The 15,656-nt window shown below is 43.0% G+C and carries 11 protein-coding genes and 1 pseudogene; 9 read left to right on the top strand and 3 right to left on the bottom strand.

Going from position 1 to position 15,656, the window contains the following annotated elements; all coding sequences use genetic code 11:
- The first annotated feature begins 99 nt into the window (after positions 1 to 99).
- From CXF88_RS20060 to CXF88_RS20050, 3 genes and pseudogenes are all read left to right on the top strand, one after another.
- Positions 100 to 639 (top strand): hypothetical protein, encoded by a 540-nt coding sequence (locus CXF88_RS20060; protein ID WP_011639270.1) that lies wholly within the window; start codon positions 100 to 102, stop codon positions 637 to 639.
- A gap of 373 nt (positions 640 to 1,012) precedes the next feature.
- Positions 1,013 to 1,633: pseudogene (locus CXF88_RS22150) on the top strand (lytic transglycosylase domain-containing protein); the annotation flags it as partial.
- A 16-nt stretch (positions 1,634 to 1,649) separates the two neighbouring features.
- On the top strand, positions 1,650 to 3,086 hold the full coding sequence (locus tag CXF88_RS20050) for a M28 family peptidase (protein WP_101088549.1): 1,437 nt from the start codon (positions 1,650 to 1,652) through the stop codon (positions 3,084 to 3,086).
- A 140-nt stretch (positions 3,087 to 3,226) separates the two neighbouring features.
- Here CXF88_RS20050 and rlmJ read toward each other — a convergent pair whose 3' ends face one another.
- Positions 3,227 to 4,072: a 23S rRNA (adenine(2030)-N(6))-methyltransferase RlmJ gene (gene rlmJ / locus CXF88_RS20045; RefSeq protein WP_101088548.1), complete on the bottom strand. Its 846-nt coding sequence runs from the start codon at positions 4,070 to 4,072 to the stop codon at positions 3,227 to 3,229.
- Positions 4,073 to 4,202: 130 nt separating this feature from the next.
- Between rlmJ and CXF88_RS20040 the strand changes: the two genes are divergently transcribed.
- From CXF88_RS20040 to CXF88_RS20030, 3 genes are all read left to right on the top strand, one after another.
- The gene (locus tag CXF88_RS20040; protein WP_197708482.1) at positions 4,203 to 4,979 is read left to right on the top strand and encodes a class I SAM-dependent methyltransferase; all 777 of its coding nucleotides are present in this window, start codon (positions 4,203 to 4,205) and stop codon (positions 4,977 to 4,979) included.
- 11 nt (positions 4,980 to 4,990) lie between these two features.
- A complete protein-coding gene (gene yddG, locus CXF88_RS20035) occupies positions 4,991 to 5,899 on the top strand; it encodes an aromatic amino acid DMT transporter YddG (protein ID WP_101088547.1) in 909 nt (302 codons plus the stop codon).
- A 176-nt stretch (positions 5,900 to 6,075) separates the two neighbouring features.
- A complete protein-coding gene (locus CXF88_RS20030) occupies positions 6,076 to 6,624 on the top strand; it encodes an HPP family protein (protein ID WP_101088546.1) in 549 nt (182 codons plus the stop codon).
- A gap of 184 nt (positions 6,625 to 6,808) precedes the next feature.
- On the opposite strand, the gene CXF88_RS20025 is transcribed toward CXF88_RS20030, so the two are convergent.
- Positions 6,809 to 8,017, bottom strand: coding sequence for an MFS transporter (locus CXF88_RS20025; protein ID WP_101088545.1), 1,209 nt, complete (start codon positions 8,015 to 8,017; stop codon positions 6,809 to 6,811).
- A gap of 103 nt (positions 8,018 to 8,120) precedes the next feature.
- On the opposite strand from CXF88_RS20025, the gene CXF88_RS20020 reads away from it, so the two are divergent.
- A complete protein-coding gene (locus CXF88_RS20020) occupies positions 8,121 to 8,909 on the top strand; it encodes a helix-turn-helix transcriptional regulator (RefSeq protein ID WP_101088544.1) in 789 nt (262 codons plus the stop codon).
- A 359-nt stretch (positions 8,910 to 9,268) separates the two neighbouring features.
- The gene (locus tag CXF88_RS20015; protein WP_101088543.1) at positions 9,269 to 10,672 is read left to right on the top strand and encodes a methyl-accepting chemotaxis protein; all 1,404 of its coding nucleotides are present in this window, start codon (positions 9,269 to 9,271) and stop codon (positions 10,670 to 10,672) included.
- A gap of 278 nt (positions 10,673 to 10,950) precedes the next feature.
- Here the strand turns inward: CXF88_RS20015 and CXF88_RS20010 are convergent, their stop codons facing one another.
- The gene (locus CXF88_RS20010; RefSeq protein ID WP_101088542.1) at positions 10,951 to 13,086 is read right to left on the bottom strand and encodes a TonB-dependent siderophore receptor; all 2,136 of its coding nucleotides are present in this window, start codon (positions 13,084 to 13,086) and stop codon (positions 10,951 to 10,953) included.
- An 886-nt stretch (positions 13,087 to 13,972) separates the two neighbouring features.
- Here CXF88_RS20010 and CXF88_RS20005 point away from each other — a divergent pair.
- Positions 13,973 to 15,652: a glucan biosynthesis protein G gene (locus CXF88_RS20005; RefSeq protein ID WP_101088541.1), complete on the top strand. Its 1,680-nt coding sequence runs from the start codon at positions 13,973 to 13,975 to the stop codon at positions 15,650 to 15,652.
- The last annotated feature ends 4 nt before the right edge of the window (positions 15,653 to 15,656 follow it).

Genomic DNA, 15,656 nt, shown 5'->3' with positions numbered 1-15,656 from the left:
CTTTTGTGGTTTATTTTTAGTAAAGGTATCGCCGATAAAGATGAACTTTTGATTAAATAATGATTATGATAGTGAATAACAATAATAAAGGATGTCACCATGCAGGTGCTTTTTATAAGCTTCACTTTAGCCGCTATTCTGGCTTATCTTTGGTATGCCAGTTTACTCAAAAAACGCACTTCAGCCATTGAAGCGCTAAAAGTGATCGACTCAAAAATTGATAAAAGACTGACATTGTTTACCGAGCTATGTCAGGAAAAACCATCTTATCCACGCCCTTTAACAGATGACCAACAAGCCCAGTTGGAGCTACTAAAACAGTTACAGCCCGAACATGATTGGGAACAACCGATTGAAGAGTCAAATATGGCTGGTGGCTCGTTGTCTGTATCGATAGCCGCTTGGCAACAGATTGATCAAGGTTTAGAAGCATTATTAGCTACGGTGAATAAAGACAAACTGTGTGCCGATCAGCTCGCCGAATATATACAGCTAGAGCTCGACTTTGTGCACGCAGAAGACTTTTACCGTAAAGCCGTAGATGAGTTAAACAGTGGGGTTAAAATTTTCCCAGGTTCGGCGGTGGCAAAATTCGCCCGCATCGCGCCGATGCCTATATTCGATCAAGTGCAGGAATAGTCAAATGACATGGCGTAATCGGCAGACGCTATTAGGTATCGCTACGTTGTTGGCTTGTATTTGTGTCCCTATACAAGCCAAGCAAGTGGTTTATCCTGCCGTGGAAGACGTTGAAAAGCCGCAAATTAAAGCTAAGTATATTCCTCAGCAAGCCGCAGCAAAAAAGCAGTTATCGTTACAGCAATCTCAAACTACCACAGCTGAAAATCACCCAGCGCCAACGATAGAAACATATAACGTGTTGAGTCGCCGCAACACTAAGCCTGCCGATGAGCAATCAATTAATGATCAGCTGTCGTTGAATGCTGGCTATGTGGGCGATAAACAAAAACCGCGTACCTTAACCAATAATTATTCGTTAACAAAAACGGGCTCAGTATCGAGTAAGCCTCGCGTTAAGGCCAGTTACTCCGAAAATGGTATTGTCAGTGATTTAGGCGTGGAAAAGCGTAAAGTGTTTCAATACAAGCAAACCAACGGGGTGATGGTGTTTAGCGATCAACAACCGCTGGATGTAGACTACCAAGTATTATTGTATGAATGTTTTGCATGCCGGGTCGATTCGGTTATTGATTGGTATAAAATCCCATTATTTACCTCACATTTTGCAACCGATGTGGCTTTAGCCGCGCGGCAGTATCAGCTTGATCCAGCACTTATTCGAGCTGTGATCCATGCAGAATCAGCGTTTAAAATTGGCGCATTATCCAAAGCAGGTGCCAAAGGATTAATGCAATTAATGCCAGGTACTGCTAGCGATATGGACGTCGATGATCCTTTCAATGCTCAACAGAATATTCGTGGTGGCAGTCGTTATCTTGCGCAGCTATTAAGCCAATTTAACGGCGACATTGACCTTGCTTGTGCGGCATACAATGCCGGCCCAACGACGGTGATGCAATACCGCGGTATACCGCCCTATCCTGAAACACAAGCTTATGTGAAGCGCGTAAAAATATTATTAAAACGCTACCAAAAAGCATTAGCCAGTTAATTTAAGGTATTTATTAATGAACCATGTAATTCATAAAGTACAACCTAAGCGGGTCAAACTCAGTCGTAACAACGGTTATTGTTTAGCGGGTATGGCCGGGTTGCTGATATTGGGTGCTGTAACCGTGCCAGCATTTGCTGCCGACAAATCAACGTTTGTTGCCCCATCACAAGAAGATGTGCGTTTATACGACATTGCTACCGCACCACAAGCTAAGCGGATTGAACAAGATATTCGTACCTTAGTCGGTTTTGGTACTCGGCACACTTTGTCTAATACCACATCTGACACTCAAGGTATCGGTGCTGCTAGGCGCTGGATTGAAGCTGAGTTTAATCGTATATCAAAAGAATGTGGTGGCTGTTTAGAAGTGGTGACGGTTAGTGACACTGTTCAAGGTAAACGAATCGAAAATCCAACCGAAGTAGTTAACGTTATCGCGATTCAGCGCGGTAAAACGGATCCTAAGCGTGTAGTGATGATGAGTGGCGACATTGATTCTCGCGTTAGCGATGTGTTGGATGCCACCTCAATTTCTCCTGGTGCTAACGACAATGCATCGGGTGTGGCTGGGGCGCTAGAAGCTGCACGAGTATTATCAAAATATCAATTTAACGGCACTATCGTTTATGCTGCATTGTCGGGCGAAGAGCAAGGTTTGTATGGCGGCAATATTTTAGCTGACTATGCCAAAACGCAAAATTGGCAGGTTCAAGCAGTATTAAATAATGACATGATTGGCAATATATCTGGCATTAATGGCGTGGTGAATAACAGCAGTGTACGGGTGTTTTCTGAAGGCGTACGTTTTGCCGAAACCGCAGATGAAGCCAAAGAACGCTATTTTAGTGGCGGCGAAAATGATTCTGCTTCACGCAATTTAGCTCGTAAAATTAAATCGCTAGCCGACCAGTACATGACTAATTTAGAGGTGATGTTGGTGTATCGACTCGATCGTTTTGGTCGTGGTGGGCATCATTTACCGTTTAATCAGGCTGGTTTGCCTGCCGTGCGGATTATGGAAACCAACGAGAACTATAATCGTCAGCATCAAGATATACGGGTAGAAAATGGTATTGCGTATGGTGATGTGATTGAAGGTGTTGATTTTGGATTTACCGCCAAACTGACCGCACTTAATGCGCTAAGTTTAGCGTCACAATCATGGGCACCCGCGCCACCAACCAAGGTGACCATTGCAGGGCAAGTATCGCCGAGTACCACCTTAAGTTGGGCCAGTAGTGACGACAAAACCGTTGTCGGTTATCGCGTATATTGGCGCTCAACAACGGTAGCAGAATGGACTCATAGCCGCTATGTCGGCAAGGTTAATCAGTTCACGTTAGATAATATGGTTATCGACAACTATTTGTTTGGTGTCGCGAGTGTCGCCGCGAATGGCAATGTTAGCCCAGTGGTATTCCCTGGTGCGGCAGGCGCGTTTTTTAAGTAACGCTCTGTAACAGCAATTAAAGATAACCAACAAAAATGCCCAAACCGTTGCAGCGGTTTGGGCATTTTGCGATTTGGGCATTTTTATATAATCAGTAATCATTCACATTGCACAGCAACATAAACCCTGTAAAGGGTAAATTATTCGTCCACTTCCCACTTCACAGTAGTATGACCGTCAGCACGGCCTAATAGTGGCGTCAAATAATCTAATGCTTCTTTAGCCAATACATCCAATTGCCAAGGTGGGTTTATTACCCATAAACCCGCGGCCGTCATACCAAACTCGTCACTGTCAGCACTCACCGCTTGTTCAATACGCAGTTGTCTCTTAATGCCACTATTTTTTAGTAGCGTTAACATTGCTTCTGTTTGCTCACGTTTGACCACTGGATACCATAAAAGAAATGTCCCAGTTGCAAAGCGTTTGTGGGCTTTAATGATGGCTTGAGCAACATCTTGATAGTCGGTTTTCATTTCATAACTTGGGTCGATTAATATCACTCCACGACGTTCTAATGGCGGTACCGCGGCAATTAAACCCTGTAAACCATCACCTTTAATGACTTTGACTTGTTTGTCTTCAACAAAATAATCTGCCAGTAATTCATGGTCAGTACCGTGGAGTTCGTGTAACACCATACGATCTTGCGGACGAAGCTCAACATCTACTATAGCGGGTGAGCCAGGGTACACGGTTAACTCGCCATCAAACTCAGCGTTAAAGTGCTGCACAGTTTCAACATAGTTGGCCAATGCGGTGGGTAAATTAGCGTGGTCCCATAGCTTGGCAACACCCTCTAGATACTCTCCGGTTTTTTGGGCGAACTCATCGGTTAATGAGTAGGCACCCGCGCCTGCATGAGTATCGATATACACATAAGGTTTATCTTTTTTCTGCATGGCTTTTAATACTTGAATAAGCATAGAGTGCTTAAGTACATCGGCATAATTGCCTGCATGATAACCGTGGCGATAACTGAGCATGGGCATTTCCATTTACTAAATGAGACAGCAAAAACTGTGTAATAGCGACATTATAAGTTTTCTAGCGCGCGAGGTATAGGTGTTCACTGGTGATGGCTTTTGGCATAATGGCGTAGTTTCTTACATTGACATGGTAATCATCTTGTTGCAGACACCTATCTTCTTTAATCAGCAGTATCCCTCATTAGTCGATATAGCCCAGCGCTGGCAGTTGGTGTGGGACAAATACGCCGCTTTTGAATTGCGTTTCGAGCAAAACTGCTTGAGTTTGCATAAGCGAGATGAGCCTAAGCTTGACGGCATTAGCGTTGACTTTGTGTCTGGTGCTGTGGCGCATCGACGTAAGTTTGGTGGTGGACGCGGTCAATCGATTGCTAAAGCTGTCGGGCTAAAGCAAGGCGTAACGCCCACCGTAGTTGATGGCACCGCAGGGCTTGGTCGAGATGCTTTTGTACTGGCAAGCCTAGGCTGTAAAGTGATTATGGTTGAACGTCATCCTGTAGTGGCTGCATTGCTTGAAGATGGTTTACGCCGCGCTTATGAAGACGCTGAAATAGGCGAGTGGATGCGCGATTTGATGAGCTTATTTCACGGCTCAAGTATCAGCGCGTTAGCCGACGCCGCGAAGTCGTCTGGCACCGAGATCGATGTTGTTTATCTTGATCCTATGTACCCACACCGCGAAAAATCAGCACTGGTTAAAAAAGAAATGCGCGTGTTTCAAACTCTGGTCGGCGCAGACTTAGATGCCGATGGGCTGTTAACACCCGCAATAGCACTCGCCACTAAGCGCGTGGTAGTAAAGCGTCCTGATTACGCAGAAGACTTGAATGGTGTTAAACCGAGTATGGTGTTAGCGCAGAAAAAAAACCGCTTTGATGTCTATGTAAAATCCGCGATGAAATAACGGTAGGTTTGGTGTCTTATATTCGCGACAATAAGTATACGTTTTATGGCGTTATTGCCATTTTGCTGTGGAGTACCGTCACGGCATTAATCCGCGATTTATCCGAATTATTTAGTCCCATTGCTGGTGCTGCAATGATGTATACCGTCAGTGCGCTATTTCTAATGTCGGTCATGGGAATACCCAAAATAAAAGATTACCCTAAACGATATTTATTTATCGGCGGCGGGTTATTTGTCACTTATGAAATCTGCCTCGCATTATCTTTAGGCATGGCCAATAGCCGACTTCAAGCAATGGAAATGTCGATTATTAACTACTTATGGCCTGCGCTGACGATATTGTTAAGCGTTATTATTAGTCGTAACAAAGTGAATGTTTTGGTTTACCCGAGTATTTTGTTGGCATTTACAGGTGTTGCTTGGTGTATTGCTGGCGACCAGGGTATTTCACTTAGTCTGTTGTTAAGTAATATTTCGGACAACCCATTAACCTATTCTATGGCCTTTTCTGCGGCATTTATTTGGGCGATTTATTGCGTAGTCACTCAAAAAATCAGTAACGGAAAAAATGCCATTACACTGTTTTTTAGTGCGACAGCGACAACGTTATGGATACAATATTTTTTAAGTAATGAACCCAGTTTACACTTCACCTTACCATCAACTTTTACACTATTACTTGCTGGTATGGTAATCGGCACCGGTTATGCTTTGTGGAACCAAGCCATTATTGGTGGAAATATTATATTGTTAGGCACCTTGTCATATTTTACCCCAGTGTTTTCGACCATGTTTGCTTCTGTCTATTTGTCGATTTCGCTCACGGGGTCATTTTGGCAGGGCGTAGCATTGGTCACGTTAGGCTCTCTTATTTGTTTTTTAGTCACTAGAACCAAAAAACCGTCTTTATCTCATTAATATTCACATCATTAGATCATCACGAGATCACTAAAGTAGCATTACCTTATTTCCAAGAGGATTTTGGTTAGGTGTAATTGCAATTGTGTTTCTTTAGCGCTAATTTGCTGCTCGCAACCGTATTCCGCAGATCACACACTAATAACGCATCACTCTATTTCACTCGGATTAACATAATGAGATTCTATTTTACTCGCATGCGATCAAAGGATATTTGTCCTCCCAGGCAACCGCTTAAGAAAATTATTTGGTCATGGATTGGCGCATTTTGTGGTATTTATTTAGTTGCAGGCTTAGCGTTTTATACGGCCGCGAATCCTATGGGGAGCATGTTTGTAATAGGGTCTTTTGGTGCGTCAGCAGTGTTGGTTTACGGTGCCCCCTTAGCGGAGTTTTCTCAGCCCCGTAATTTAATAGGTGGTAGCGTAATATCAGCGTTAATTGGTGTTGCAGTTTATCAAGTTTTTACTGATTATATCGTGCTTGCCTGCGCTTTGGCTGTATCACTATCTATTGCGTTAATGTACTTTACCAGAACCCTTCATCCGCCCGGCGGTGCCACAGCATTGATTGCTGTTATTGGTGGTGAAAACGTGCATCAGCTAGGCTTTCTTTATGCCTTAATGCCAGTTTTTTTAGGTACGGTATTACTCCTGATCGTCGCGTTAGTGGTCAATAACCTTTCCACAGACCCCAAGCGTCACTATCCTGTTTATTGGGTGTAAGCGTCCGGTGCGGTAGATACTCTGTCGTGACCGCAACTCGTTTATCTCAATGATTTATTTTTGAAGTGACCTACAACATTTTCGGCTTGACCTGATGTTGCTCAATATCGTTTTTCTCCAATGAAGTTTGCTTGATCGGGATAGTGATATTAAGTGTATAACTCAGTAATCAAGCCGTGTATTTCTAGTTAACCGACTTATGTAATGTGGTGTTTCTGCCGCCACCTAAACCACATAGTGCACACAGCACACCAGCAATCGCACATAACCATAATGGCGCATCCCAACTGCCTGTTGAAGTGTGCAACGCGCCCGCTACCATAGGCCCAACGGCTGCCAGTAAATAGCCCACACTTTGTGACATACCAGAAAGCGATGCGGCTTGGTGCGGATCATCGGTGCGTAAACTAATAAACGATAGTCCCAAAATAAAACAGGCCCCAGAGCAAAACCCCAGCATTAGTGTCCATACAAAAGCAAAGTGAGGCATGTAAAGCAGCCCAAGTGCACTGCCTGCACTGAGTAGTGCCAAAATAAAACTTAGCGCGCTTTGATCTTTTAATTTAGCCAGTAACGGAATTAATATTAAGCCAGGAAGTGCTGTCGCAATTTGAAAGGCACCATGATACGCCCCCGCTTCAACGGCCGAGTGGCCGGTGTCGGTCAATATGCTTGGTAACCACGTAATGATGATGTAATTCAGAAATGAGTTTAGGCCTAATAACAAGCTAATTTGCCAGGCTAGTAGATAGCGCCATACACTTTTCGAGGGTGCCGATTGATGTGCAGAATAAGTTGGTTTCGTGTGTTTACCCAGCTGAGCGGTCCACACAATTAAGCTGGCAACTGTGATGATGGCTGCCGAGCCCAGTGCCAGTTGCCAGCCTAAGCCATTGAGTTGACTAAGCGGAAATACCAGAGCCGAAAACCCACCTGATACCACTCCCATCGTGAGCACGTAGGCTGAGGTCATGATCGCAATTTTAGTGGCAAAATCTCGTTTTATCAGACTGGGTAGTAACACGTTTGCAATTGCGATACCGACGCCAATAATGGCAGTACCAATGAGTAACATGGCTGATGAGTCGACAAATCGAGCTCCAATACCGAGCAATATCAGTATTAGCGCGGCAAACAAGGCATGTTCTAATCCTTGTTTTCGGGCAAAAAAAGCCGCCATAGGTGAAACAATCGCAAAGGCAATTAGTGGCAGAGTGGTTAAAAATCCAGCTTGAGATCCGCTTAGGCCAAAGTGACTAATAATTTGCTCCAGCACAGGAGCAATGCCGGTAAAAGGCGCGCGTAAATTAGCTGCAATAAGCAAAATTCCTATTACGAGTAATGCGCCAGAGAATCGAGACTGTGGTTTAGTATTGTCAGTTTGTAACGTCATTAGCTGCTTTAGATTTCACTTAATAATGGTTGCTAGTATAAAGATTTGTCGAACGATATAATTTAGAGATAGTGACATTAAATAACGAAAAACTGACAAAATTATGTTTGAAGTAATTGGCTGGGATGAAATAAAGAATTTTGAATATATGCCGCAACCCATTATTGCCAAGATAGAGCACGCCTGTGCCAGCCATGAGATCCCTTTACACACTCACCCTAAAGGCCAGTTAATTTTAGCTTTGCATGGTTATGTTACCTGTGAGGTATCGGCAAAAATGTGGATGGTGCCAACCCATAGCGCTATCTGGATCCCTGCAAATAAAGATCACAGTAATCGCGCCTCAGATAATGCTGAGCTCTGTCATGTATTTATTGATGGCAGCATGCAAGGAATGCCGCAAAATACCTGTACATTGGCTATTACGCCTTTAGTTAAAGAGTTGATGTGCGCGCTTGCTGGTATCGATCAGCATTATCGTGTAGACAGTAAAACCGCACGGCTTGCACAGGTACTATTTGAGCAACTCATTGAGATGCCTATTCAACATTTAGACTTTGTTCTGTCTAAAAATGTGGTGATTCAAGCGATGAGCCAACAATTGATAAATCAGCCTAACGATAGAAAAACACTGCCGCAATGGGCCAAGCAATTTGCCTTAACAGAGCGTACATTGGCGCGACTGATCATAAAAGAAACCGGGATGACATTTGGAAAATGGCGCACTCAACTGCATATCATTATTTCACTACAAGCGCTTTCAGATAAACAGAGTGTGCAACAGGTGTCTGAGTTATTAGGCTATGAGTCGGTAAGCGCATTTATTACCATGTTTAAAAAAGTAATGAAAATATCACCGATGAAATACATGAACGAGTTAAATGCTTACTGATAATAAGTATGCACAAGTTGGCTAGGTGATTGTTATTTTGTGTTTAGCTATGTCGGTATTTATCTACATCTACATTTACTCCTTAACCAACAACGGTCGTCATACGACAACTTCAGTCGATTTTTTGAGCAAGGTTATCAATGTGTAATTTTTCAGTTGCATTAAGTGTCTTTTTTTCCGTTTTTTGCGTGATCTAGATGCCAGTTTTGTCATTTAGAAATACCTGCTAACGACAGTCATATATTATTTCTGATAATTGACCGAATGACGTCTTCTCTTATATCAATATTACCTGCTGAATAAGATAGGTGATGCGCCACTCTCGGTAATCACTGATCATTTTTATTGGAGATATCATCGTGAAACAAGTTGCATTTCGTTGGATAGATAAGTATTTAATTAACGTAAAATTACATGAAAATTTTCTTGTTCTTTTTTTTACTGCTGTGCTCGCCGTTGTTGTCATGGGTGTTTGTTTCGTCGATGCGGCGTCTTCACAAAGAACAGTAGAAGCACAAAAACAAGTGGATGTGATTGCCAAATTAGCATCGGCTACTCAGCTATCTGCATCTGATTTGGCGCCCTTACTGCAAAATACAGCGATTAATATTGGCCGTAATACAGATATATCCGCGCAGGTTTCAGGGCTGGACTATTCATTGAGCTATGTTGATGACACTAGTTTTCTGACTGGGTTAGGTTTATGGCACATCACTGCCATTAGCTTGAGTTTATTGTTGATGTTTGTTTGCTCTTATTATGTAAATACCTTCATCGGTGGCAGTCTATTCGATATTTATGGAGCATTGAGAAGGTTAGCCGAGGGTGACCTTGCGTCTCGCATTGGTTACACACCTGCTCGTAATGAATTTAATTTGATTGCAAGAACGGTTGATAGAGTCACAGAACGTGAACATCTGTTGGTGAAAACCACTCAAGAAGCAGTTGCTTTGATCCAACAAATTAGTGCTCAGTTACGTGTTCGTAGTGATGAAAATACTCAGTTAGCCAGCGTGCAGCAAGACCGTATTGATTCGTTAGCGAGCGCAACGGAAGAGATGGCGGTATCGATTCGAGAAGTGGCTAGCCACGCGCAAGAATCATCTACACAAATATCGCGCGCCACTGAGAAAACCACACAAGGCCAAGCTCAGATTAAAAAAACCTTGGTTGAGATTAATCAATTAGCAGGGGAAGTACGTGGTACCTCAGTTGCTGTTGCAGAACTTGATTCTAGCGCGACTGAAATTGGTGAGGTAATAGCAACAATTAATGCCATCTCTGATCAAACCAACTTGCTCGCCCTTAATGCCGCGATTGAAGCGGCAAGAGCCGGTGAGCAGGGCCGTGGATTCTCAGTGGTTGCAGATGAAGTAAGAACCTTAGCGGGTAGAACTCAAGCTGCTACGGTTGAAATTCAAAAAATTATTGAAACGCTGCAGACCAATAGTCGTGGTGTGATGAACGTGATGGCTAAAACGGTAAAAGAAGCTGAATCAAGTGAACAGCTAATGACAAGTGCAAGTCAAAATATTAATGAAATAGCAGAGCAAAACCAGCATATTTCGGATAGAAGCTTGGAAATTTCAGCGGCTGCCGAGGAACAAGGGGCTGTGGCTGATAATATTGCCAATGATGTCGACTCTGTTAGAAGTAGCTCTATTCAAGTGATGGAGCTAGTGAATATGACGGCAAAGGAAATCGAGAGTTTGAGCCGTCAGGCAGATGTGCTGGAAGAGTTGATGAAGGATTTGATTGTTTAACGTTTATTGGGCGGTGTTATTTAGATTGGCTGCATGCATGTGTGTTGCTAATCTGACCGTGGCTGTAGTGGCCATCTAAATCTGCTCGGCGGCAATTCCGTTTCTATTTATCATTGATGAAAGAGCTGGATGTCCTCGTTTCGATAACCATTAAGACCATCAATACGATCATCAATAAAACAAAGCCTCAACATTAATGTTGAGGCTTTGTTGGTTTACAACATGCTGACTATTATTCAGTTAAAGCTAAAGACATCCATCTTAACAACCTTGCTCGATTAGAAGGTGTAACCGACATCTAAGCTCAGTGATCTTCCTGATGCAGGCACTCGTCCTGCAGGAGACACATCTAAGCCTCTAAAGTAGTATTCGTTATCAAATAGATTATTGACGGATAATCCCACTTTTAGGCCGTGATTATCTTGTTTGAAAAACTCAGTCCCAATATTGAAGTTAACCACGGTGTACGCTGGCACTTCACCCGATGTACCAGATACATTCTCTTCAACTGTGTTAGCCAGGTCGGCAAATGATTTGCTGTAATAAAATGCCATTAATCCTAAATCGACATCCTTAATACTGTATAAAGCGCTGGCAGAAAGTTGATGTTTAGACACATAAGCCAATTCGTTACCGGCAAATTCTCCATCAAGTTGCTCAGTATCTAAATAGTTGTAGGCACCCGTTAGAACCAGATCTGGTAGCGACATCGGTGAGTAAGTGCCTTCTAGCTCAATACCTTGATTACGAGTTTGGCCAATATTGACGAACAGACTAACGTCACCGTCGTACTCGATTTTATTTTCAAAATCGATACGGTAAGCGGCAATACTTAAGTTACTGCGTTCTGTTGGGGTAAAGCGTACGCCTGCTTCATAGTTCCAAGATAGCTCTGATTCTAGAGTTTGATCTTTAGGCCATAATTGCGAAATCTGCGGGGTTCTCAATGAGCGTTGAGCATTAGTATACGCAAACCAATTTGAACTGAACTCATAACCCAAGGTGATGCCAGGAAGCCACTCGGTTACGTGATTATCTTGGCTATAATCTTGGCCAACATTGGTGAAGGTCATGCGCACATCTTCATATCTTATGCCAGGGGTAACCGATAGTGTGTCGTCAAAGAATCCCACTTTATTACTCACATAATAGGCCATGGCATTGGTATCCATTTGCCAGTCACGCGGACGAGTTGCTGTTTGAGTCGATTTTTCTATGTGGTTGAGTTGGTAGCTAATGTCTTCATTAATATAACGAGCGCCAGCGATAATGTGCTGACTAATATCACCATCAATAAGCAAGCTTGCTGTTGGCTCAATGCCAAACACGGTAAAGTCGCGTGGAGAGTTACGCAGATGAGTAGCATCCTGGGTGGTATCACTCCAGCTAGTACCTAAATTACCGTCGGTGTCTTTGCTTGAGTCATAAAAATCCCACTGAAAATTACGTGAACTTTTATTACCAAATACTCTGAGATCAATCTCACCATAATCGATAACTTTCGAGTCATCGAGAACATGGCTGTATTTCAATGACACTCGTTTAGTATTGGCATTAAATTCATCATTAGGGCGTAGAGATTGCTCGCGATCAGCTTCATATGCGGAGGTATTTAATGCTCCTGGTAGCTCAGAAAAAGCATCGTAATATTGTAGCGTGGCATCTAAGCTGTTTTGCCCATCGATATTCCATAGGGTCTTTAACATTAGGTTTTTAATGTCGGTTTCGGAGTGTTCACGAAACGATTCCCCTTTGGTAATGTTGCCATCAAAACGCATCGAAAAATCTTCATTTACTGCGCCGCCAGTGCTGATGTTGGTATCAAATAAGGTATTACTGTCACCAAAGAAGGTCATGCGTTCATTAACGCTAGTTTCCCAGTCGGTTGGGATTGACTTTGAAATGAGGTTAATCACGCCGCCAACGTTGTTAGGACCGTACTGAATCGATGCTCCGCCGCGTGCTACATCAATTCTATCTATCATGAATAAGGTGGCAGGGAATAATGACTGGCCGGTGTGCCCATATGGCGCAAGTGTCATTGGGATCCCATCGAGTAAGAGCTGGGCGTAGCCACTGCGGCTGCTGTCTAGGCCTCGTACTGATATATTAGGTAAAACCCCTGTTCCGGTTTCATCTTTAATTTTAATGCCAGGGACTTGCTGTAATGCGGTGTCAATTGACCTCGCTGCAGTACGCTCTATTTGATCAGAAGTAATGATTGAGCGGTTACCGGTATACGTTTTTAAATCTGCAACTTCAGAATTGCCTAATAAGCTCCCCGTCACCACAATGACTTCAGGTTTAGCTTCAGTCTGACCTTTGTCGTCAGCAAATGCTGCCGAGCTAGCAAAACTGGCTGCAATGGCCACAGCAATGGTGGTCAAAGTGAATCTGGACTTTTCAGTTAACATGCATATTCCCTATGTTTCGTTTGGTCTGTTTTAAAGTGATAAGTTGGCTGTAAACGTGTTAAAGACTATTCCCCCGATCTTCAGTAATCTCGATCGTCAGCAATCAAAGATGCTTTGGTGTAAACAAGTGCGATGTTTAAGCGTTTTATCGATGGCGCAATATGGAGTGTTTTTTGGCGGGGGGAGAAAGGGCTGAATTTACGATTCCAAAAATAGTGTCTTGGTTACTTGGTGCTAACTTCAATGAGCTGGAGGTAAACATAATGGTCAAAACATATTTTTGGTATTGATTTTGATAATTATTCTCATTTGAGCCGTGGCCGTCAAGGTATACACCAGTACTTATGGTGTTATTACTGTAGAACTCTTTGTTTCAATAAAGTTATTAAGATATATTTTATAATTTAATCAATGTGATAGGGTATTTTCTATTAGTTGCTTTTGTGAGTGTAAACTTTTAGTAAATAGTCAGTCAGTGTGAACTTGCCGTACTAAATATCATTGATAGCAGGGCAATTCACTCATACTTGTTTTTATCCTAAATAGAGGGGATTCTCTTCGGCCTGTGTTTTAATAAATAATTGTATTTAAAGGTTATTAAATATTGAGGCTACAATTATTCTATTTGCTGTGACCTAAATCAATAACCTGTAAATGTAATGTATAACAACACGGTCGTTTTCGCTCTCCTTGTGTACTATTTGGATATATCAATAGATTAAAATGTTATAGCTGCTAATGAGATTTATTGATGAATACTTGTGCAAAATTTTGGCGTTCTGATATCGTTCGCGAAATAGAGCATAGGGTTGTGTACCAAGACATTTTGCCGCAATAACCGCTCTGAAACTTGCATATTAACGCTGTATTTTTTAGGTAGCCTATTATGGTTAGCTTACTGAGTTGTCGTACTTCGGTCTCATCTCACACTGTAAAAAAAGCGCTAACGCGTTTGTCGTTAGCCATGGCCGCAGGGCTTTGTTTTAATCTTGCTGCACAAGAACCCACTCCGCCTATTATTACACCCACATCGCCAAGTGTGACTATACCGCTGCAAACTTATGCTGATGAACAATCGACCGTTAAATCAGCTAATAATCTGAATACAGAAACCAAAGTCCGTTTTGCCAAAACAGCTAACTTTGATTCTGATTCTGTGGTTAAGATTGCCCGCCGATTAGCGCAAAAACCGTATGCGGAACTTAAAGATCCATTACCGCCAGGGTTGGCTAAAATTTCCTACGATGAATACCGCGATATTCGCTTTAAGCCAGAAGCTTCTATTTGGAAAGCTGAAGGTTTGCCGTATCAAATGCAGCTCTTTCATCGGGGTTTTTATTTCCAAGACTTGATTGAAATTGCCCTAGTTGAAGGTAAGCAAGCCAACCATTTAGCCTATAACTCAGAGTTCTTTACTGCAGGTGATGTGTTAAGTCAGCGTTTACCGACCCAAGATATTGGCTATTCTGGTTTACGCATCCATTATCCACTCAATAACCCTGCATATTTTGACGAGCTTATGGTATTCCAAGGAGCGAGTTATTTCCGTGCTTTGGGTAAAGGCAGCGATTACGGCTTGTCTTCAAGGGGCTTAGCATTAAATACCGCTGAACCAGAAGGCGAAGAGTTTCCGATATTTCGTGCCTTTTGGGTTGAACGCCCAAACACCGACAGCAACTTAATTGTGGTGCACGCCTTGCTAGACAGCCCTAGCGTATCAGGAGCATATCGATTTTCTGTTAGACCCGGCGATAACACCCATATCGATGTGGAAGCGACCTTATTTCCACGCGTGGATTTAGTTAAAGTTGGCTTAGCGCCTAGCACCAGTATGTTTTTACATTCAATGAATGGTCGCCAAAACACCGATGATTTTAGACCCGAAGTGCATGATTCTGATGCGCTATTGATCTTAAATGGTCGCGGTGAACGATTATGGCGTCCGCTAGCTAATCCAAAGCAATTGCAAGTCAGTGCCTTTATGGACAACTCGCCTCAAGGGTTTGGCTTAATTCAGCGTGAACGTAGTTTTGATGCGTATCAAGATCTCGAAGCCCATTATGAGCGTCGCCCAAGTTTATGGGTTGAACCGGTCGGAAATTGGGGCGCGGGTGAGGTGGTGTTAACCGAAATTCCAACAGACTCTGAAATTCATGACAACATCGTCAGTTACTGGAAACCTAAACAACCTATCGCAGCCGGTAGCGAGTTTCATTTTACTTATCGGTTAATTTGGGGCAGCGAGCCCGAAGTTGATGATGGCACTGTGATTGTGGCCCGTACCGCCAGTGGCCGGGCTGAGATTGCTAAAGCCACACCGAGACGCTTGTTTGTTATCGACTATCAAGTTAAAGAAGGTAATAACGACGAAATCCCGGTCGCCAAAGTGCAGAGTTCTGCTGGGGCAGTAACCAATGTGGTGGTGTCTCGTCAGCCTAAAACCAATGGCTATCGTTTGGCGTTTGAAATGGATCCACAAGATGCTGAATTGATCGAGCTACGTGCTGAGCTGAAGTTTACTGGCCCACGCGATGTCGAAACTTGGCTTTATCGTTGGACGCTTTAAGCAT

The sequence above is a fragment of the Shewanella sp. ALD9 genome (assembly GCF_002836315.1).
Taxonomy (GTDB): domain Bacteria; phylum Pseudomonadota; class Gammaproteobacteria; order Enterobacterales; family Shewanellaceae; genus Shewanella.
This window is presented reverse-complemented; position numbering and strand designations above follow the sequence as displayed.

Bases quoted from the DNA above. Each gene is read 5' to 3' on its own strand.
- CXF88_RS20025 (WP_101088545.1), bottom strand. From the start codon at position 8,017: ATGACGTTACAAACTGACAATACTAAACCACAGTCTCGATTCTCTGGC.
- CXF88_RS20020 (WP_101088544.1), top strand. From the start codon at position 8,121: ATGTTTGAAGTAATTGGCTGGGATGAAATAAAGAATTTTGAATATATG.
- CXF88_RS20040 (WP_197708482.1), top strand. From the start codon at position 4,203: ATGGTAATCATCTTGTTGCAGACACCTATCTTCTTTAATCAGCAGTAT.
- CXF88_RS20030 (WP_101088546.1), top strand. From the start codon at position 6,076: ATGAGATTCTATTTTACTCGCATGCGATCAAAGGATATTTGTCCTCCC.
- CXF88_RS20050 (WP_101088549.1), top strand. From the start codon at position 1,650: ATGAACCATGTAATTCATAAAGTACAACCTAAGCGGGTCAAACTCAGT.
- CXF88_RS20005 (WP_101088541.1), top strand. From the start codon at position 13,973: ATGGTTAGCTTACTGAGTTGTCGTACTTCGGTCTCATCTCACACTGTA.
- CXF88_RS20060 (WP_011639270.1), top strand. From the start codon at position 100: ATGCAGGTGCTTTTTATAAGCTTCACTTTAGCCGCTATTCTGGCTTAT.
- rlmJ (WP_101088548.1), bottom strand. From the start codon at position 4,072: ATGCTCAGTTATCGCCACGGTTATCATGCAGGCAATTATGCCGATGTA.
- CXF88_RS20010 (WP_101088542.1), bottom strand. From the start codon at position 13,086: ATGTTAACTGAAAAGTCCAGATTCACTTTGACCACCATTGCTGTGGCC.